The sequence below is a fragment of the Streptomyces sp. NPDC005262 genome, assembly GCF_042872425.1.
Taxonomy (GTDB): domain Bacteria; phylum Actinomycetota; class Actinomycetes; order Streptomycetales; family Streptomycetaceae; genus Streptomyces.
Window position 1 is genome coordinate 264,203 of sequence record NZ_JBIAKK010000005.1, and the last position, 17,973, is coordinate 282,175.

Below are 17,973 nucleotides of genomic sequence, written 5' to 3' on the forward strand. Positions count from 1 at the left end.
ACCCTAATGCGCCGCGGTGGCTCATGACTCCAGCAGCCGCTGACCCACGTACTCCCCGTCGGCCGCGCCGCCCGGCACCGCGAACAGGCCGCTCGCCTCGTGCCGGATGAACGGCGACAGGGCGTCTCCCCGGTCGAGCTTGCGCTGTACCGGCACGAACCCCTTCAGTGGATCCGCCTGCCAGCAGATGAACAGCAGCCCGGCGTCCGGAGTGCCGTCCGCCGCGATGCCGTCGTGGTACGAGAAGGGGCGCCGCAGCATCGCCGCGCCGCTGTTCCTCTCGGGGGAGGAGATCCGGGCGTGGGCGTTGTCCGGGATCAGCAGCTTGCCGTCGGGCCCCGCCTTGTCGAGGTCCATCTCGGTGGTCTCGGTGCCACCGCTCAACGGTGCGCCGTCCGTCCTGCGTCGCCCTATGACCCGCTCCTGCCGGTCCAGCGGGAGCTTTTCCCAGTCGTCGAGCAGCATCCTGATCCGTCGCACGACCGCGTACGAGCCACCGGCCAGCCAGGCGTACGCCGCGTCGTCGCCCTGCGCTGTGTTCGGCGGGACGAAGATGCGCCGGTCGAAGTCGCTCTCCGACGGCTTCGGGTTGCCGGTGCCGTCGATCTGGCCCATCAGATTGCGGGCGGTCATCGGCTTGGCGGTGGCACCGGGGGTGCGGTTGAAGCCGTTCATCTGCCAGCGCACCCCGGCCGTCGTGGCGGCCTCCTTCTGGATGGCGCGCAGTGCGTGGAAGGCGACGAGAGCGTCGTCGGCGCCGATCTGCACCCAGAGATCGCCCCCCGAGCGCTTGGGGTCGAGCCGATCGGAGGAGAACGGCGGCAGCGGGTCCAGTCCCGGCGGCCGATGGGTCACCAGGCCCGTGCGTTCGAAGAAGGTGTGCCCGAAGCCGAAGGTGACGGTCAGCGAGGACGGTCCGGCGTCCAGCGCGATCCCGGTGTCGTGTGTGGTGCCGTCCGCACTGCCGCCGGCGGTGGGTTCGCCGGCCATCAGCCGCTGGGCCACGGCGGACCATCGGCGCATCAGGGCGGCGGCTTCCTTCCGTCCCGCGCCGGGTGCCAGATCGAACGCGACGAGATGGCCGCGCGCCTGAAGCGGAGTGGTGATCCCCGGTTGATGTTTCCCGTGAAACGTTGCCCGGGCCGTGCCGATCGTCGTCAGCGCGGTCGGCTCGTCGGAGCGGGTCGCGGCGTAACCCGTCGCGCCACCCGCCGCTCCCAGCACCAGTCCGGCCGCGCCGACACCGCCGAGCAGTCGTCGCCGGGAGAGGTCCCCCGTGGCGGCCTCGGCCCCGGCGTCCGTGCCGAGCTTGCCGTTCGCGCTGCCCGTCTCGTTCTTGCTGCTCGAGCGGCGCTTGCTGTTCGCGCCGCTCATGCTGGTTCCGCTCATGATCCCGCTCAGCCGATCTTCACGTTCTTGGCGATGGTGGTCTGATCGATGTCCGACGTGCGCACGGTCACCGCCATCTTCCAGTTGCCCGCCATCGGGATCTGGACGCCGCTCGCCGTCCAGTGCCCCTCGGTGAGCCGGTCGGGGACGACGGGCAGCGGACCGATGTCCTTGGACACGAGGGTGAAGGCGAGCTTCACCTCGGGGACGTCCATGGGCTGTCCGTCGGGGCCGTCGATCCAGATGTGGAGCCCGTTGGCGCCGGTGCGACCGGGGTCGATGTCCATCCGGACCGTCCCCTTGCCGTTCCGGCCGCCGGTGTCGAACGGCAGGCTCACCGCGATCGGGCCCGCGGTCGTGGGCGTGGATGCGGCTGTCGAGGTGCGGGCCGCTTCCTCCTCGGTACGTCCGGGCTCGGTCGAGGTCAGTACGGTCGTCACCGCCAACAGCGCCACCGCGACCCCGACCTCCGCCAGTACCGAGCGGCGGAGCCCGGACCGATCGGGGTCGGCATCGCGGATCCGCTTCTTCGTGGCGGTCGCCACGGCGGTCTGCTGCCGGGCGAGTTGGGCGGCCCGTTCGGGATCCACGGGCACGGTCGCCGGTTCGTTCTCCACAGCGGTCCCGGTGTCGGCGTCAGCAGTGCCGAGACCCGTGCCCCGCGTCCGTGCCGTGCCCGCAGTCAGGCGAGCCGTCCACCGCCGCGAGATCCAGGCGACCCCGACCAGTACGGCGACGAGCCCCACCTTCACGAGCAGCAGCTGCCCGTACCGGGTACCGGTCAGCGCGGACCAGGAGCCGACCTGCCGCCAGGACTGGTAGAGCCCGGTCGCGGTGAGCGCCAGCACACTGCCGAACGCGATACGGGAGAAGCGGCGTACCGCAGTGACTTCGATGTCCGGCGTCCGGTAGAGCGCGACCAGCAGTGCGGCGAGGCCGCCCAGCCAGATGGCGACGGCCAGCAGGTGCAGCACGTCGACCGGCATCGCGATGCCGGGCTGGATCCCGGTCGAGGCGTGTTCGGCCAGCGCCCATGTCCCGGCGATCCCGGCGGCGATGACCGCGCCACCGATGGCCAGCCCGAAGGTGAGGTCCTTCTTCTCCCGCTCGTCCTCGCGCTTCGCGTACGTCCCGAAGAGCACGGCGATGAAGAGCGCGGAGGCGCCGAGCAGTAGCAGCCGGGAGACCAGCGCGGCCCCCGGCTTGGTGTCCAGAACGGCTTTCAGGCCGTCCAGGTCGAAGATGTCCGCGAGCTTTCCGGAGCCGGTGTACGGGCTGCGCAGCAGAAGCATGACCAGGGTGGCCGTGGTGAGCGTCATCCAGCCGCGTACTACCAGGCGCTGCAGCGGGCGGGCGCTCGCCCCGCGTTGCCAGCAGGCCAGTACGAAGGCCGAGCCACCGGCCAGCAGGATGAAGCCGGCGTACGCGGCGTAGCGCGCGATGCCGTAGAGCGTGCCGACCAGGCCGCCTCCGGCCTGGTCCGTCGGCAGGGCGACGGTCGTCCTGGACGGGGCGCCGATGGAGAAGGTGAAGGCGCCGGAGACCGGGTGGCTGTCCGCGGAGACGGCCTGCCAGGCCACGGTGTACGTGCCGTCGGGCAGCCCCGCGTGCAGCGGGACGGCGTACTTCACGGTCGAGTCGCTCTGCAGATCTCGTGGTTCCGCACCGGTGTCGGCGCGTTTGCCGCTCGGGTCCAGGACTCGGACGGATCCGTCACCCATGGCGACCTGTTCGGAGAAGGTGAGCGTGACCTCCTTGGGGGCGGTGGCGACCACCGCCCCGTCCTGCGGATCGCTCCCGGTGAGCGCGGCATGCGCGGACGCCGGTCCAGCGCCGCCCAGCAGCAGGCCGAACACCGTGCCGACGAATACGGCGAGGAGTGCGGCGGCGGCGAGTGGGCGGCGCATCGGGGACACGGACGGGGCCGGCCCGAAGTGCGGGGCGGTGGCTGTCATGGAGTGTCAGTCCCTCACTGCTTCTTCGGGTTGTGGGTGGTCTCCTTCACGGGAAGGTCGACCTTTATGGGGTCGGCCTTCTCGAAGTGCAGCTCGACGGACACCTTCTCGCCCTGCCTGGGCCGCTGCTTCAGTTTCATGAACATGATGTGGTTGCCGCCGCGCTCCAGGTCCAGTTCGCCGCCCGCGGGCACCTCGAAGGACTTCACCATGCGCATCGTCTGGTTCGTCGTCCGGTGGATCGTGACGTCGTCGGAGAGCGGGCTGGTGACCGAGGTGAGCCGGTCGGAGCTGTCGCCGCTGTTCTGCACGACGAGGAAGCCGGCCGCCATGTCGTTGACCGGCTGCGGCATGAACGCACCGGTCACCTTCAGTTCGGGCCTGCCGCCCGAGGACGAGCACCCCGCCAGCGTCAGCCCGGTGGTGAGGGCGACGACGCCGGCGAGGACGGTGCGGCGGTTCACGGGTTCTCCCCCTTGATGATCTTGGGGAGGTCCTTGGTGTAGTCGTCGGGGGTGGTGTCCTCGCTGTACAGCACGTACCCCTTGTCGGTCTTCGGGGAGAACGCGATGACCTGCGACCCGTGCATCGAGACGACCGTGCCGTCCTTCTCCTTCCTCGGCGGGTCGATGCCGATGCCGATCTGGCGTGCGCCCGCCTGGATGGCCGGGAAGTCGCCGGTGAGACCGATGAAGGAGGCGTCCTGGGCCCTGAGCCAGCTGCCCAGCGAGGACGGGGTGTCCCGCTCGGGGTCGGTGGTGACGAAGACGACCTGGAGCTTGTCCTGGTCGGCCTTGGGCAGGGACTTCTTGGCGATGGCGATGTTGCTCATGATGAGCGGGCAGACGTCGGGGCAGTTTGTGTAGCCGAAGTAGATGAGCGTCGGCTTGCCCTTGGTCCGCTCGCGCAGGTCGTACTTCTTGCCGTGGGTGTCGGTCAGGACGAGGCCCGGCTTGGTGAACGGCTGGTCGAGCACCGTAGCGGCCTTGGTCTTCGCCTGGGCGGAGACGTCCGCGAGGGGCTTGTCGGCGTCGTCGCCGCTGCCACAGGCTGACAGGGTGAGTGCGGCCGCGGCGACGAACGCCGCGGCCAGCACCTTCTTCTTACGCATGGATTGCTGATTCCTGGTGGGTCGGTGATTCGGTGGGGCCGGAGGGGTCAGGCGGTGCGTCGGCGGCCGGTCAGGACGCCGAAGGCCACCCCGGCGGCGCCGATGAGGATGCCGACGATGCCGAGGACCCGGGCCGTGGTGTCACTGGAGGAGGGCGACGCGGACGCCGTCTCCGTGTGCTCTTCCTTCGTCCGGTCGGCGTCGGCCGCACCGGCCTTGTCGGCGTCGGCGGCGGCGCCGTGCTCGTCGGTGGTCGCGGCGGTCAGCTTGAGAACCGGCGCCGGGCTCTCGGGCTCCTCGGCGCCGTCCTTCTGCTCCTCGATCCAGCGGACGACGTCCTTGTTGTCGTACGTCTGGATGGCCTTGAACACCAGCTGGTCGGTGTCCTCGGGGAGCTGGCCGACGGAGAGCGGGAACTGCTGGAACTGGCCCGGGCGGATGCCGAGGTCGTTCTTGCTGCCCTCGGCGGACCAGGTGACCTTGGAGACCGCCTCGTCGATCTTGTTGCCGTGGACCTCGAGCGGCTTGGCGAGCTTGCTCTTGGTGACGACGATCTTCCAGCCGGGCACCGGCTGCGGCATCACGGAAGCGAGCGGGTGGTCGGTCGGGAAGTTGACCTCGAGCTTGGTCGTCGAGGCGTTGTCGCGCTCGTTGGGGACCTTGAAGTTGATCGTGGCGTAGCCGCCCTTGGCTGCCTCGCCCTGCGGCTGCACGCTGACGTGCGCGGAGGCCGTGCCGGCAAGGATCAGCACGGTGGACGCGGCGATACCGCCGACGAGGGCGATGCGGGAAACGTTCATGGCAGGAATCACTCCACTGAAGCACGAAGGAAAGGTGGTCCGACGCGCGGATGCGCGACGGCGTCGCGACACCTCTTCCTCACGTGCGGCGTGCCTGCACCGAGCTCGGCGGCCACCACGTGGCGGGCGCCGAGCGGTGACTGCGGTCGAGTCGTGCGTGCAACGAGCGGAGGGTGTCGCGTCAGGCTGCGAGGGTGAATACGGGCGGAGGCCCGCGCCTGATCACCAGGTGCTGCAATGGATCGCCGGTGGCGGGAGCCGGGGCGTCGACTGCGGTACGGGGGATGTGCGGCCCGGTCGCCGGTTCGCCCGGGAGACCAACGCGCAGTGCCCGGACAAGAGCGAGCGCGGCCCGCAGCGCACGCAACCGGGCCCCGGCGATGAGCTGCTTGGCGCCGTGCGCCGACAGCTGGACCAGCCGGAACAGTGCGATTTCGCCGCGCCGCAGCAGCCAGCCGGTGGCCAGCGCGGCCAGCAGGTGGCCGAGCAGCATGGGCAGGCTGGGCAGCAGACCGGCGAGCGCGGCCGGGTCGGTCACGGCGGTGACCGCCGCTCCCGTCGTGGTGGCCATGGGCTGGTGGCCCTGGTCCATCGCCGTCACCGTGGCAGGATCGATGCCTGCCTCGGTGACGATGCGGTGGGCGGCGGCGGCATTCAGTTGCTCCGGTCCTGCGCCGCAGACGAGGCTTGCCGCGAACCGGATCAGTGTGTCGTCGCCCGTCGCGTCGGAGGTCGACGTGCTGGAAACACCGTGCGAGCCCAGACCGAAGAGCGTGTGCAGGGCGATCTGCCCGCCGGCCAGGGCGGTGGCGATGGACGGCATGGAACGCTCGCGTCCGGCGAGCGGTGCCACCACTGCGAAGACCCCGAGGAAGCCTGCGAGCAGCGTCCACCAGGGAACGGTCGCGCAGGAGGCCAGTGTGTGCCCTGCCGCGGACAGCGCGACACAGGCCGCGGTGAACACCGCGGCCCTCAGTAGCCGCAGACCGGCTCCGGCGCGTGCGACAGGCGTAGACATGGCGGGGTCATCATCGCACTGCGCCCCCGGCCTCCGTACGTCAGGTCCGGAAGGTCGTCTTCGGACCGGTTGGACACGAGGCGCGTGAGCTGGACGGGTCCGGCATACACGGGTGTACGGAGTGCGGGTATCCGCCGAATGAGCGGTCTCACATCAGAACTGTGCTTACGAACCGCCGACTGCGGCAATACGTATCGGTATGTCGAGCCGCAGCCAGGAGGCTGGAGCATGAGCATCTGGTGGTCACTCCATTTGCGGCGCGAAGCTGCGAGCGTTCCGCTCGCCCGTCGCTTCCTGCTCGGCACCATGGAGTCCGCGGGCGTGGATCCCGACATCTCTTTCGACCTGTCGCTCGCGCTCAGCGAAGCCTGTGCGAACGCCGTCGAGCACGGCGGGGAGCAGAGGAGCGCCAACGACCTCGTCGCCCCCGGTGACTGCGATCCATGGGACGCGTGGGACTCCTGGAGCGAGCAGTCCGGTACGCCCTCCGGGCAGTACTGGGTCACCGCGTATCTGGACGGTGAGAAGTGCCGTATCGAAGTCGCCGACTCGGGGCCCGGCTTCCCCGCCCGGCGTGTGCTTCGCACTGCCGAACAGCCGCATGCGCATCAAGCGCCCGCGCACCAGCCGCAGCAGCTTCCGCCCCTCAGCGCCGAGGACGGCCGAGGACTCTGCCTCATCGAACAGCTCGCCGACCACGTCCACTTCGCCAACCGCCCGGGTCGTGGTGCGGTGGTGAGCTTCGACAAGGTCCTGAAATGGCGGGAGGGCGCCCTGCTCATGGTGTCCTGAGCAGGGCGCCCTCCGACGCTCGGTGCCGACCGTCGACGACCGGTCCCGGCCGTCGGTGATCAGTACCTGATCAACTCCTGAGTCAGCCCTTGAGCTGAGCCATCCAGGCCTCGACCTCGTCGGCCTGGCGCGGCAGCTTGTCGGAGAGGTTCCGGTTGCCGTCCTCGGTGACGAGGATGTCGTCCTCGATCCGGACACCGATGCCGCGGTACTCCTCCGGTACGGTCAGGTCGTCGGCCTGGAAGTACAGACCGGGCTCGACGGTGAGGCAGACGCCGGGCTCCAGCGTCCCGTTGACGTACGTCTCGGTACGGGCGGCGGCGCAGTCGTGGACGTCCATGCCGAGCATGTGGCCGGTGCCGTGCAGGGTCCAGCGGCGCTGCAGACCCAGCTCCAGGACCTTGTCCACGGACAGATCGCCCAGCAGACCCCACTCGACGAGCTTCTCGGTGAGCACGCGCTGTGCGGCGTCGTGGAAGTCGCGGTAGTCCGCGCCGGGCTTGACGGCCGCGATTCCCGCCTCCTGGGCCTCGTACACCGCGTCGTAGATCTTCCGCTGCAGCGGCGTGAACGTGCCGTTGATGGGAAGGGTCCGCGTCACATCGGCGGTGTAGAGGTCATTGGTCTCCACACCCGCGTCGAGCAGCAGCAGGTCGCCGGAGCGTACGGGGCCGTCGTTGCGCACCCAGTGCAGGGTGGTTGCGTGCGGGCCCGCGGCGCAGATCGAGCCGTAGCCGATGTCGTTGCCCTCGATGCGGGCGCGCAGGAAGAACGTGCCCTCGATGTAGCGCTCGCTGGTCGCCTCGGCCTTGTCGAGGACCTTCACGACGTCCTCGAAGCCGCGCGCCGTGGCATCGCAGGCCTTCTCCAGCTCGGCGATCTCGAAGGCATCCTTGACCAGGCGTGCTTCGGAGAGGAAGACCCGCAGCTCCTCGTCGCGCTCCGCGGTGACCTTGTCGGTCAGCGCGGATTCGATGCCCGCGTCGTGGCCACGGACGTTACGGACCGGTCCGGTGGCCTCCTTCAGCGCGGACGGGAGCTGACGTACGTCCTTGGCCGGGATGCCGAGCAGCTGCTCGGCCTCGGCCAGGGAGTGCCGGCGGCCGACCCACAGCTCGCCCTGGCCGTCGAGCCAGAATTCGCCGTTCTCGCGGTTGGAGCGCGGCAGCAGGTAGACGGTCGCCTCGTGCCCGTCGTCCTTCGGCTCCAGGACGAGCACGCCGTCCTGGGTCTGGTCGCCGGTGAGGTACGCGTACTCGGTGGAGGCGCGGAAGGCGTACTCGGTGTCATTGGAGCGGGTCTTCAGGTTGCCCGCGGAAATGACCAGACGCTCGCCGGGGAAGCGCGCAGACAGTGCGGCGCGGCGGGCCGCAGTGTGCTCGGCCTGGGCGATCGGCTCGAGGCCGTGCAGCTCGGTGTCGGCCCAGCCCGACTTCATGTTGGCGGCGAGCTCATCGGAGACGCCCGGGTACAGGCCGTTCTTCCGCTGCTTGACCGGCTCTGTCTCTTCGGTCTCCGGGGTCTCCGGGGTGGGCTCCTCAGACACGACTTGTCTCTCCTTGATACGACACTGGACCCCGTCCATCGTACGGGCGTACGGAAGGGGGCCCAGGGCCGGAAGACCTCTTACAGAGACCGACTGCCGAGACCCGTTGCCGAGACTGATCCGAAAGACCGATCACGGAGACCGGCGCCGACGACGCTGCCCGGCCGAATCGCGAAGCTCCGCCGATGACGTGGCTCAGTCGAAGCGCGCGGCCAGAATGACGATGTCCTCGGCGCTGTCGAGCTGGTCGAGTCCGTTCGGCAGGACGGTCCGCAGCACATGGTCGACCACCGATCCGGCGTCCCGGCGCAGCGCCTTCGGTACGCTCGCGGCCGCCGAATGGAGCCGTGCGAACGCCCGGTCCATCGAGTCGCCGGTGCGGCGCAGCAGCCCGTCGGTGTAGAGCAGCACGATCTCGCCGGGCGCCGGAGTGAACTCCACGCTCGGCGCCTCCCAGCAGGCGAGCATGCCCAGCGGCGCGGACAGGGTGGTCTCCACGAACTCCGTGCGCCGGTCGCCGATCACCAGTGGTGGGGTGTGCCCGGCACCCGCCAGCACGAGCTTGCGTGCGTCGGGCTCGCAGTAGGCGAAGAGCGCAGTGGCGGACCGTGCGGGTTCGGTCAGCCGCAGCAGCAGTTCCAGATCGGAGAGCACGGCAACCGGATCCTCGCCTTCCATCACCGCGTACGCCCTCAGACCGGCCCGCAGCCGTGCCATGGCGGTCAGCGCGCCGGGCCCGGAGCCGCCCACCGAACCGACGGCGAGACCGAGCGCACCCTCGGGCAGCGCCATCGCGTCGTACCAGTCACCGCCGCCGCGCGGTGCGGCGCGATGGCGGGCGGCCAGCTGGACGCCGGGGACCCGGGGCAGCCGGCCGGGCCGCAGCTCCTTGGTGAGGGCAGCCACTTCCGCTCTGGCCCGATGCAGTTCCAGCAGCCGAGCCAGGTGTGCGGCCGCGTAACGGGCGTACAGGCCGACGAGGTGGCGCTGGCGTTCCAGGGGCTCGGCGGGCTCGTCGTAGAGCCAGACGGCCGCGCCGAGCCGGCCGGTCGCGGGGGTGGCGAGGGGCACGGCGTAGCTGGCGGCGTATCCGAGCCGGGCGGCGACTTCGCGGTGGCGGGGGTCCAGGCCTGTGTCGCCGAGCAGATCGGGGCTGGTCTGAGGTCCTTCGGCGCCCGGGAGGCCGTCCAGGATCCTGCCGTACGAGGTTGCGCTGCGCGGCACCGTCTCGATGTGACCGAGCTCGGCGTGGGCGAGTCCGAGACCGATGGTGGAGACCGGGCCGCGACGGTCGGTGGGTTCGAAGACGATCAGCCCACGGCGGGCGCCGACCAGGGCCGCACCGGCACCGAGCAGCTCGTGCAACGCGTCGTCGAGGGTGTTGGTTCCGGCCAGCCGCTCGGTGAGCTCGTGCAGCGTGGTGAGGTCGGAGACCCAACCGGCCAGACGGTCTTGAAGAAAGGCTCCTGGCGCGGTCGGCACACCGTCCAGAGGCCCGGCAGTGTGCGCTGAAACAGGAACTGTGGGATCGATTCCAGCCACTTTCGGCAGGTGAGGGGCGCTCATGGCAACCGGCTTTCCGACCAGTGCGTTTCGTCGAATAGCATCGCAAACCCCCATGTCATTCTGCGCCGCTATCAGTGCATCCACATGTACACGCAGATGTGAGCCGATGTCCAGCATTGTCCCTGCGGGATTCGTGGTGTCTGCGGACCACTAAGTTGGCCAAAAAATGCACCCTATGGGCGCTATTTGCTGTCGACTGGGTCTGGCTCGACAGGGGGTTCCCTCGGGGTGAGGCCCCAGGGGAGCGTCATTCCGGGCATGCTGGGTACGTAATCGGTGATGACCAGGGGCAGTTCTGATCGCCCCGGAACCTGGCAGCGAGCCCGGACGTCCTCACCTGTGACGGCCGCGCCCCACCCCCGAGTGGCGGGGTTGTGCACCATGGGACGGCAGGCGCGATGCGCGCTGCCCCTCGCCATGTTTTTGGCTGGACCGGCTCAGCTCGACTCGGCTCACGCTCGGTACCGACGGGTTACCCGTACCGCAGACTTAGAGAGCATGTACGCACGGTGAAGTAATACACACGTGGTGTGACGCACACGTGTGGTGATGTGGCCCTCGGCGTTCAACGGAAAGGAACGAGCGCTCATGCGCGAGATCCTCGGAAGGCGACGCAGGCTCCGGCTCCGGCGCAAGGTACGGCCCGCACAGCTCGACGCGGCCCTGACCTGTGCCACCGCATGGCAGTGGCCCGTGCTTCCCGGAGTAGGGCTGAGCGCAGGCGGTGGTCGCGGGGACCGCGGCCGTGGCTGCGCCTGCCCCGATCCCGAGTGCGCCGTACCCGGTGCACACCCCTTCGATCCTGGTCTCCTCGCGGCGACCACCGACGAGCGCATGGTGCGCTGGTGGTGGACCAACCGGCCCACCGCGCCGATCATGCTGGCCACCGGCGGCCGCGCCCCATGCGCGCTCAGTCTGCCCGCCATGGCCGGCGCCCGGGCGCTGACCGAGCTCGACCGGATGGGGATGCGGCTCGGTCCGGTGGTGGCGACACCCACACGGTGGTCGCTGCTGGTCGCTCCCTACACCCTCGAACAACTCGGCGAGCTGTTGCACGCCAAGGACTGGGTGCCCAGTTCGCTGCGTTTCCACGGCGAGGGGGGCTATCTCGTCCTTCCCCCCTCCGAGGTGGGTACAGGACAGGTGCGCTGGGAACGGGCTCCACTGCCCGGCCCCGTGGCTCCCTGGCTGCCGGGTGTGGAAGCGGTCCTGGACGCGCTCGTCGAAGCGAGCAACAGCGCTCCCGACGGCGGCAGCCGGCTCGCGTACTGAGGGGGACCCGTCGGCGCCGGTGGAGAGCGGTGGAGCTAGCGGGCGGGCGCACGGGCTGCCCGCCTCACTCGTTCGGGTGTGAGCCGTCCGAGTTTCTGCGTCAAATGAGTGCGCTCCACTCCGGCGCCCGCATTTTCGTCGATATTTTGGGCGCACCGTCAGGAATTCCCGCCAGTCGACAGGTGGGGCCGCCATGAATCTCCGCATGATCGTTATGGCGGATGTGGTGGTATCCGCTGTCGTGCATCCGCTCGCGGCTTCTGCGGAACCCGCGGGCGGTCCCGGTCCCGTATCGCCCGATGCAAAGTCTGCCGATGCAAAGTCCAGCGGTGGCAGGCTTTCTGACGGGCCTTCCGGAACCGGTTCGAAGTAGCCTTCGAAGGAGCCTTCGGGGGCGGCGTCAAAGAGATCTTCGCAGGGGAGTTCCCGTTTCGGACTTCTGCCCGACATCGACCTGCCGGGCAGGCGCGGGGAAGTCGGCAGCCTGGCGGAGGGAGCGGCTCCGCCTTCGTCGGATCGGCCGGCTCCGCGCCGCGGACCGCCGACCGGTGCGGCCCCGGGCTGATCTCCCCCCGAGGGCATCGAAGGGCAGACCTGTGTCCTGACCGACGGGTGTGCCACATGGGCGAACAGCTACTGTCGCAATACGACGGGTGACGAACTCCCGTCCGTACTCACGCTGATGGGGCCCGGAGACCGGACCGTCGAAACGCGCTGCACGGCGGAGTCACAGGATGGGCCACGCGACTGTGAGGCGCCGCGCCGCTCGTCCTGCGGAGGGCCTGAGGAGTACGTGGCGGTGGCCGGGTGTGCGGGCGGCGGAGGGCCGTCCGGCAGGGCGGCCGAGGAGGCTCCGCCGCTGCTGAGGTCCGGATCCGATCCGGCGCCTCCCGTGGCGGGTTGACGCCGGATTCCCGGACGCTGTGCCGGCTCCCGTGCGTCGCTCCCTGCGCCGTGTCCGGGCATGAGAACGCCCGGTCGCTGGCGACGGGGGATGCACCAGCGACCGGGCTTCTAGAACGGTAACAAGAGATCTGCCGTTCGCAAATTCGATCTCACTTATTCGGACAGCTATTTACTTGCGGGTACTACGAGTTGTGACGTGAGTCACCCGTCGGCCCGCCACTGTCGTCACGCAGTCACGTTCAGCTGAGCGTGACTTGGCGGTTGGTGAGGCCGCCGCGGGCCCGTCGCTCGTCCGCGGTGAGCGGAGCGTCCGAGGCGAGCGCCTGCGCCAGCCGTTCCGCGAGCTCGGCCGCGGGCTTCTCGCACTCCTCGGCCCCCATCGCGCTCGGCAGATCCCAGACCGGGACCATCAGTCCGTGCGCGCGGAAGGAGCCGACCAGCCGCGTCCCCTCGCCGAGCGAGGAGGTGCCGGCGGCGTGCAGCCGGGCGAGCGCGTCGAGGAGCTGCTCCTCAGGGTGCGGCATGACCCAGCGCAGGTGGTTCTTCTCCGGGGTCTCGCACCAGTACGCCGCGTCCACGCCGGAGAGCATGGTGGTCGGGATCGCCGCCTCGTTCGCGCGCTCCAGGGATGCGGACACCTCGGGCGTGGCGTTCTCCGCGCCCGGGACCCAGAACTCGAAGCCGGAGTGGACGACCGGCTCGAAAGCGGCTTCCGGGTCGAGCAGGTCCTGCAGGCGCGGCCCGTCGGCCGGTACGCGCCGGGCGGCGACGGGTGAGCCGGGCTCGGTCTCCAGCGCGCGTTGCAGGGTGTCCGCGAGGTCGCGGCTGAGGTCGCCGGAGGACGTGTCGTTCTGCAGGGCGAGCAGGACGGAACCGTCGTCGCGGCGCAGCGCCGGCCACGCCATCGGCAGCACGGTCGCGAGCGTCACGGACGGCACGCCTTCGGGCAGTCCGCCCTTCAGAGTCAGTTCGACCGTTGCGGCGGGCACCAGCTCGCGCAGGGCGACCCAGTCGCACTCACCCGCCAGGCCCTCGAACGGGCGCTGGACCAGCTCGGTCACGGCCTGGGCGGCGGCGCGGCCGTGGCAGGCCTTGTAGCGGCGGCCCGAACCGCACGGGCAGGGCTCGCGAGCCCCGACCACCGGGATCTCGCTGTCCTTGAGCTGCTGCTTCCCGGCCTTGGTCTGAGGGCGCTTCTTGGCCATGGTGGGCTTTCTCCCGATTGCGACAGTGCGGTCTGGGCCGCGAGCCTAGCGGCCCGTGCCGCGTCCGGGGCACAGCTGCCCGGGGCACATGGGGTACGCACATCGGAGTGCCGGTGTGTCGCGATCCGTTCAGCGGCCCCCGGGCCCCACCCGGACGTGGCTGCACTGGCCCGTCCGTACCCAGGGTTCGCAAGCCCGTCGGTTCACCGGTCCGTGCGTACGCCGGACCGGCGCATCGGCCTCACACGTCAGCCCGCGTCGTCGAAGGCGTCGGCGAAGTCCAGCCCGTCGAGCCCCGGCAGATGCCCGTTCTCGTCACCGTGCCCGCGGCCCTCGCTGACCAGCACCCACACGGTGACCTCGCCGGACACGCTGTCACGCACGCCCCACTCCTCGGCGAGCGCGCTGATGATGTTGAGTCCGCGGCCGCCGCGCGCCGTCACGGACGGTGTGGCCGGAATCGGTCGGGTCGGACCCCCTCCGTCCGTCACCTCGACGGTCAGCCCGCCTGCTCCGTCGACGCGCCAGGCGGCACGTACGTCGCCGTCACCCACATCTGTGTGTCGCCCCAGCGGCCTGCCGTGTCGGCAGGCGTTGCTGAGAAGTTCGGAAAGGATCAATACAGCATCGTCGACGACCGAATCCGACACCCCGTAGCTGCGCAATTGCTCGCGCATCCGGTGTCGCGCCTGCCCCACGCCCGCAGGGCCATGGGGTACGGCCATGCTCGACGACGTGGGCACTTCCTGTGCCACCACCAACGCCACCCCCGAGACCTCCTTTGCCCCACGCCACGGAGTGGATGCCCTCCTGGACTGGACCGGAAACCGGCCAATGGCCTGCCGGTGACGCATTCGTAACGATCGAATACGGACTGAATGCGCCGGTGTACACCCTGTAACTGATGTTAAAAGCGACCCAGTTGGGACAGGACCTGCTTTGGGCGATTCGTGATGATTGCCTCTACGCCAAGGTGTGCGCAGAGCTCCACGTCCTCGGGTTCATTGACTGTCCAGACGTGCACGCGGTGGCCGGCGCGGTGCAGTCGCTCGATGTAGCCCGGGTGACTGCGTACGATCCGCAGTCCCGGACCTGCGATCCGGGAACCGGCCGGCAGCCGGCCGTCGCGCAGCCGCGGTGAGACGAACTGCATCAGATAGACGGTCGGCAGGTTGGGTGAGACGGCCTGAATGCGGTGCAGGGAGCGTGCCGAGAAGCTCATGATCCGGACCGGCGAGGGGCCCTCGCCCTCGTCCGGCGGAGTGTCGAGCTCGAAGCGCTTCAGCAGATGCAGCAGCCGTTCCTCCACCTGGCCCGCCCAGCGAGTGGGGTGTTTGGTCTCGATGGCCAGCTGGAGGGGGCGCCCGGCAGCACGCGTCTCGACGACCAGCTCGAGCAGTCGCTCAAGGGTGAGTACGGAGGTGAGCTCACCCGGCACGGGATCCCAGTCCGGGGACTCCTCGCGGTCCTTCCAGGAGCCGAAGTCGAGGGCGGCGAGTTCGGCGAGTTCCAGGGCGGAGACGGCGCCGCGACCGTTGGACGTACGGTTCACCCGGCGGTCGTGCACGCAGACGAGGTGGCCGTCGGAGGTGAGTCGTACGTCGCATTCCAGTGCGTCCGCGCCGTCCTCGATGGCCTTCCGGTAGGCGGCCAGGGTGTGCTCGGGAGCGTCGTCGGACGCCCCGCGGTGTGCGATGACCTGGATGGGATGTTGCATGGTGTGCTGCCGTGCGTGGGTCACCGCGTCATGGTGCCACCGAGTGGCGACGGGGGTGCGTACCTTGCCATGAGGGACCGTTTTGTCGGATATAAAGATTGATGCACGGACGCACAGGTCCTGCTTACAGTGGCCTGACGGGTCATGGGAAAAGCTGGCTCCGGACACGTACACAGCGGATCTCTTGCCGAAAATTGATGAGGAACCGAGGAGTAAAGAGCTGTGAGCACAGAGAACGAGGGCAACGAGGGCACTGCGGCTCAGGCCGTTCCGTCCGTTCCGTCCGCACCTCCCGTGCCGGCCGCTGCTCCTGAGGGCGCGCCTGCGCCCCCGTCGGCGCCCGCGGGCCCGGATCCGTCGGACGCGGCGGCGACGCAGCAGTCGGGGCCGGCGATGGACTGGCCGCCGCCGCAGTCCCCCGGGGCGCAGCACGCGCCGTCCGCGCAGCCGCAGTCGGCCGGTGCCTGGCCGCCTCCCCCGCCGGCCGTTCCCGCGTACGCGCAGGGCGGTGGTGGTGGTCCCGTGTGGGGGGCGCCCAACCAGTTGCCGGCGCCGGAGGCCCCGCGCAAGCCGCGCGGCAGCGGCCTGGTGGCCGCGGTGGCCGTCGCGGCGCTCGTGGCGGGCGGCGTCGGGGGCGCCCTCGGCTACTGGGCCGCCGACCGTAACGACAGCGGCAACTCCTCCGGGTCGACCACGGTCTCGGCGTCGACCAACCCGCAGGCCCTCAAGCGCGACCCGGGCACAGTCGCAGGCGTCGCGGCCAAGGCGCTGCCCAGCGTGGTCACCATCGACGCGCAGAACGGCGACGGCGAGGGCGGCACGGGCACCGGCTTCGTGTACGACAAGGAAGGCCACATCCTCACCAACAACCACGTGGTGGCTTCCGCGGCGAACAGTGGCCAGCTCACGGCGACGTTCTCCAACGGCAAGAAGTACGACGCCGAGGTGGTCGGCCGCGCGGAGGGTTACGACGTCGCCGTACTGAAGCTCAAGAACGCGCCGTCGGGGCTCGCCCCGCTGGCTCTCGGCAACTCGGACCAGGTCGCGGTCGGTGATTCGACGATCGCGATCGGCGCGCCGTTCGGTCTGTCCAACACGGTCACGACCGGCATCATCAGCGCGAAGAACCGCCCGGTCGCCTCGGGTGACGGCTCCGGCGGCAGCAACTCCTACATGAGCGCACTGCAGACCGACGCCTCGATCAACCCGGGCAACTCCGGCGGCCCGCTGCTCGATGCGCGCGGTGCGGTCATCGGTATCAACTCCGCCATCCAGTCGACCGGCAGCAGCGGCCAGGCCCAGGCGGGATCCATCGGTCTAGGCTTCGCGATCCCGATCAACCAGGCGGAGAACGTCGCCCAGCAGCTGATCAAGACCGGTCAGCCGGTCTACCCGGTGATCGGTGCCACGGTCACCATGGACGAGAAGACCGGCGGCGCCGTCATCTCGGAACAGGGCTCGGGCGGCACGCCGCCGGTCAGCCCGGACGGTCCCGCTGCCAAGGCCGGACTCAAGGCGGGCGACGTCATCACCAGGTTCAACGAGACGGTGATCGACAGCGGCCCGACCCTGATCGGCGAGATCTGGACCCACAAGCCGGGCGACAAGGTCACGCTGACCTACAAGCGCGACGGCAAGGTGTCGACGGCCGAAGTCACCCTGGGGGAGCGCAAGGGCGACAGCTGACCGGCTAGGCTGTCCTCGCGTCAAGACCGGTCCATGACCGATGACGTGGGGTGGGTTGCCCGAGCGGCCTAAGGGAACGGTCTTGAAAACCGTCGTGGCAGCGATGTCACCGTGGGTTCAAATCCCACACCCACCGCCAGGTCAGAGAAGTAGCAGGTCAGAGGGCGGGTCTCCAGTACGGAGGCCCGCCCTCTGCGTTCACCCTGTCTCACCCCGTGCCCCTGATTCCCGGTGCTGACCAGGGCGTGTGGGCCATGGGCGGGCCAGGATCTGCCCTACTCCTCGGCGCGAAGCCCCAGTTCAACGAGCCGGTTGGCCGCTGCTGACCCGCCCTTGAGGAGCTTGGCGTAGAACCGGTAGAGCACCGCGAGGCTGTGGCCGGCGCGGGAGGCGGCCTCCACCGGGTCCATGCCGGACTTGATCCACAGCGAGATCGCGGCGTGCCGCAGCGCGTACGGGACGTCCGCGAGCGGGGTGCGCAGCTCCTGTTCGCTGAGCACAGCCTTGCGGGCCTCGCTCCAGACCTCGGTGTACTCGTTCGACGTGAGGCGACCGCCACGTGCCGCCCGGAACAACCGGCCGTCCGGTGCGACACCGAAGTGCTCGATATGGGACCGCACCATGCGGACGTAGACCGGCGGGACGGGGACACTGCGTACGGCTTTCCGTGCCCGGTGCTTCAGGCCACGCTCGTCGTGGGACTTCCCGCTGTCGGTCCAGCCGCCCCCAACCTCCGGATGGCTTTCTGACACCAGCAATTCCCCCCCAGGCCTCCGGCTCGCTCTCCGGGGGCAGGACGTAATCCGACTCCCGCAGCGCCACGGCCTCACCGGGGCGCGTTGTCACGTAGTAGACGGCTCCGTAAAACGCCGCCAGATGCTTGCCACGGTCGCTCTGCTCTGCCGCGGCAGCGAGCAGCGCCCGAGCGAGCCGAGGCACAAGGCCACTTGCACGCGTGATCGCGTTCGGGACGAAGAGGTCGCCCACAGGTGCGTTCGGCCAACCTGTGG

15 protein-coding genes and 1 tRNA gene are annotated in these 17,973 nt (G+C 69.8%); 4 read left to right on the top strand and 12 right to left on the bottom strand.

Features of this window, described 5'->3' with window-relative positions:
- Window positions 1-21 precede the first annotated feature (21 nt).
- From efeB to ACFYP5_RS16435, 6 genes are all read right to left on the bottom strand, one after another.
- The gene (gene efeB, locus ACFYP5_RS16410) at window positions 22-1,374 is read right to left on the bottom strand and encodes an iron uptake transporter deferrochelatase/peroxidase subunit (RefSeq protein ID WP_389036188.1); all 1,353 of its coding nucleotides are present in this window, start codon (window positions 1,372-1,374) and stop codon (window positions 22-24) included.
- 23 nt (window positions 1,375-1,397) lie between these two features.
- Window positions 1,398-3,344: a copper resistance CopC/CopD family protein gene (locus tag ACFYP5_RS16415; RefSeq protein WP_389035863.1), complete on the bottom strand. Its 1,947-nt coding sequence runs from the start codon at window positions 3,342-3,344 to the stop codon at window positions 1,398-1,400.
- 14 nt (window positions 3,345-3,358) lie between these two features.
- Window positions 3,359-3,808, bottom strand: coding sequence for a copper chaperone PCu(A)C (locus ACFYP5_RS16420; RefSeq protein WP_389035866.1), 450 nt, complete (start codon window positions 3,806-3,808; stop codon window positions 3,359-3,361).
- Complete coding sequence (locus ACFYP5_RS16425) at window positions 3,805-4,455, bottom strand: SCO family protein (RefSeq protein WP_389035869.1); 651 nt, start codon at window positions 4,453-4,455, stop codon at window positions 3,805-3,807. The genes ACFYP5_RS16420 and ACFYP5_RS16425 overlap by 4 nt, the downstream gene beginning before the upstream one ends.
- A 47-nt stretch (window positions 4,456-4,502) precedes the next feature.
- On the bottom strand, window positions 4,503-5,255 hold the full coding sequence (locus ACFYP5_RS16430; RefSeq protein WP_389035872.1) for a YcnI family protein: 753 nt from the start codon (window positions 5,253-5,255) through the stop codon (window positions 4,503-4,505).
- A 181-nt stretch (window positions 5,256-5,436) separates the two neighbouring features.
- Window positions 5,437-6,273: a hypothetical protein gene (locus ACFYP5_RS16435; RefSeq protein WP_389035875.1), complete on the bottom strand. Its 837-nt coding sequence runs from the start codon at window positions 6,271-6,273 to the stop codon at window positions 5,437-5,439.
- A gap of 228 nt (window positions 6,274-6,501) precedes the next feature.
- On the opposite strand from ACFYP5_RS16435, the gene ACFYP5_RS16440 reads away from it, so the two are divergent.
- Window positions 6,502-7,065, top strand: a complete 564-nt coding sequence (locus tag ACFYP5_RS16440) for an ATP-binding protein (RefSeq protein ID WP_389035878.1) — start codon at window positions 6,502-6,504, stop codon at window positions 7,063-7,065.
- An 82-nt stretch (window positions 7,066-7,147) separates the two neighbouring features.
- Here the strand turns inward: ACFYP5_RS16440 and ACFYP5_RS16445 are convergent, their stop codons facing one another.
- Together ACFYP5_RS16445 and ACFYP5_RS16450 are read right to left on the bottom strand one after the other, a co-directional pair.
- Complete coding sequence (locus ACFYP5_RS16445; RefSeq protein WP_389035880.1) at window positions 7,148-8,611, bottom strand: aminopeptidase P family protein; 1,464 nt, start codon at window positions 8,609-8,611, stop codon at window positions 7,148-7,150.
- 195 nt (window positions 8,612-8,806) lie between these two features.
- Entirely contained in the window at window positions 8,807-10,294 is a 1,488-nt protein-coding gene (locus tag ACFYP5_RS16450; protein WP_389035883.1) for a PP2C family protein-serine/threonine phosphatase, read from the bottom strand.
- A 471-nt stretch (window positions 10,295-10,765) separates the two neighbouring features.
- Between ACFYP5_RS16450 and ACFYP5_RS16455 the strand changes: the two genes are divergently transcribed.
- Window positions 10,766-11,449, top strand: a complete 684-nt coding sequence (locus tag ACFYP5_RS16455) for a bifunctional DNA primase/polymerase (RefSeq protein ID WP_389035886.1) — start codon at window positions 10,766-10,768, stop codon at window positions 11,447-11,449.
- Window positions 11,450-12,594: 1,145 nt separating this feature from the next.
- On the opposite strand, the gene ACFYP5_RS16460 is transcribed toward ACFYP5_RS16455, so the two are convergent.
- The 3 genes from ACFYP5_RS16460 to ACFYP5_RS16470 all read right to left on the bottom strand — a co-directional run bounded on the left by ACFYP5_RS16460 (window position 12,595) and on the right by ACFYP5_RS16470 (window position 15,277).
- A complete protein-coding gene (locus ACFYP5_RS16460) occupies window positions 12,595-13,560 on the bottom strand; it encodes a DUF5926 family protein (RefSeq protein WP_389035889.1) in 966 nt (321 codons plus the stop codon).
- Between the two features lie 248 nt (window positions 13,561-13,808).
- On the bottom strand, window positions 13,809-14,414 hold the full coding sequence (locus ACFYP5_RS16465; protein WP_389035892.1) for an ATP-binding protein: 606 nt from the start codon (window positions 14,412-14,414) through the stop codon (window positions 13,809-13,811).
- A gap of 53 nt (window positions 14,415-14,467) precedes the next feature.
- Window positions 14,468-15,277, bottom strand: coding sequence for a glycerophosphodiester phosphodiesterase (locus ACFYP5_RS16470; protein ID WP_389036191.1), 810 nt, complete (start codon window positions 15,275-15,277; stop codon window positions 14,468-14,470).
- Window positions 15,278-15,499: 222 nt separating this feature from the next.
- Here ACFYP5_RS16470 and ACFYP5_RS16475 point away from each other — a divergent pair, with 222 nt between their 5' ends.
- Window positions 15,500-16,963 carry a S1C family serine protease gene (locus ACFYP5_RS16475; RefSeq protein WP_389035895.1) on the top strand — a complete coding sequence of 488 codons (1,464 nt, stop codon included), beginning with the start codon at window positions 15,500-15,502 and terminating at the stop codon, window positions 16,961-16,963.
- A 49-nt stretch (window positions 16,964-17,012) separates the two neighbouring features.
- Window positions 17,013-17,102 (top strand) — tRNA-Ser (locus ACFYP5_RS16480).
- A 136-nt stretch (window positions 17,103-17,238) separates the two neighbouring features.
- Here ACFYP5_RS16480 and ACFYP5_RS16485 read toward each other — a convergent pair.
- Complete coding sequence (locus ACFYP5_RS16485) at window positions 17,239-17,715, bottom strand: hypothetical protein (protein WP_389035898.1); 477 nt, start codon at window positions 17,713-17,715, stop codon at window positions 17,239-17,241.
- Window positions 17,716-17,973 lie beyond the last annotated feature (258 nt).

Coding starts and splice junctions, on each gene's coding strand:
- ACFYP5_RS16470 (WP_389036191.1), bottom strand. CDS start 15,277: ATGCAACATCCCATCCAGGTCATCGCACACCGCGGGGCGTCCGACGAC.
- ACFYP5_RS16465 (WP_389035892.1), bottom strand. CDS start 14,414: ATGCGTCACCGGCAGGCCATTGGCCGGTTTCCGGTCCAGTCCAGGAGG.
- ACFYP5_RS16440 (WP_389035878.1), top strand. CDS start 6,502: ATGAGCATCTGGTGGTCACTCCATTTGCGGCGCGAAGCTGCGAGCGTT.
- ACFYP5_RS16425 (WP_389035869.1), bottom strand. CDS start 4,455: ATGCGTAAGAAGAAGGTGCTGGCCGCGGCGTTCGTCGCCGCGGCCGCA.
- efeB (WP_389036188.1), bottom strand. CDS start 1,374: ATGAGCGGCGCGAACAGCAAGCGCCGCTCGAGCAGCAAGAACGAGACG.
- ACFYP5_RS16430 (WP_389035872.1), bottom strand. CDS start 5,255: ATGAACGTTTCCCGCATCGCCCTCGTCGGCGGTATCGCCGCGTCCACC.
- ACFYP5_RS16460 (WP_389035889.1), bottom strand. CDS start 13,560: ATGGCCAAGAAGCGCCCTCAGACCAAGGCCGGGAAGCAGCAGCTCAAG.
- ACFYP5_RS16415 (WP_389035863.1), bottom strand. CDS start 3,344: ATGACAGCCACCGCCCCGCACTTCGGGCCGGCCCCGTCCGTGTCCCCG.
- ACFYP5_RS16435 (WP_389035875.1), bottom strand. CDS start 6,273: ATGTCTACGCCTGTCGCACGCGCCGGAGCCGGTCTGCGGCTACTGAGG.
- ACFYP5_RS16455 (WP_389035886.1), top strand. CDS start 10,766: ATGCGCGAGATCCTCGGAAGGCGACGCAGGCTCCGGCTCCGGCGCAAG.
- ACFYP5_RS16450 (WP_389035883.1), bottom strand. CDS start 10,294: ATGCTGGACATCGGCTCACATCTGCGTGTACATGTGGATGCACTGATA.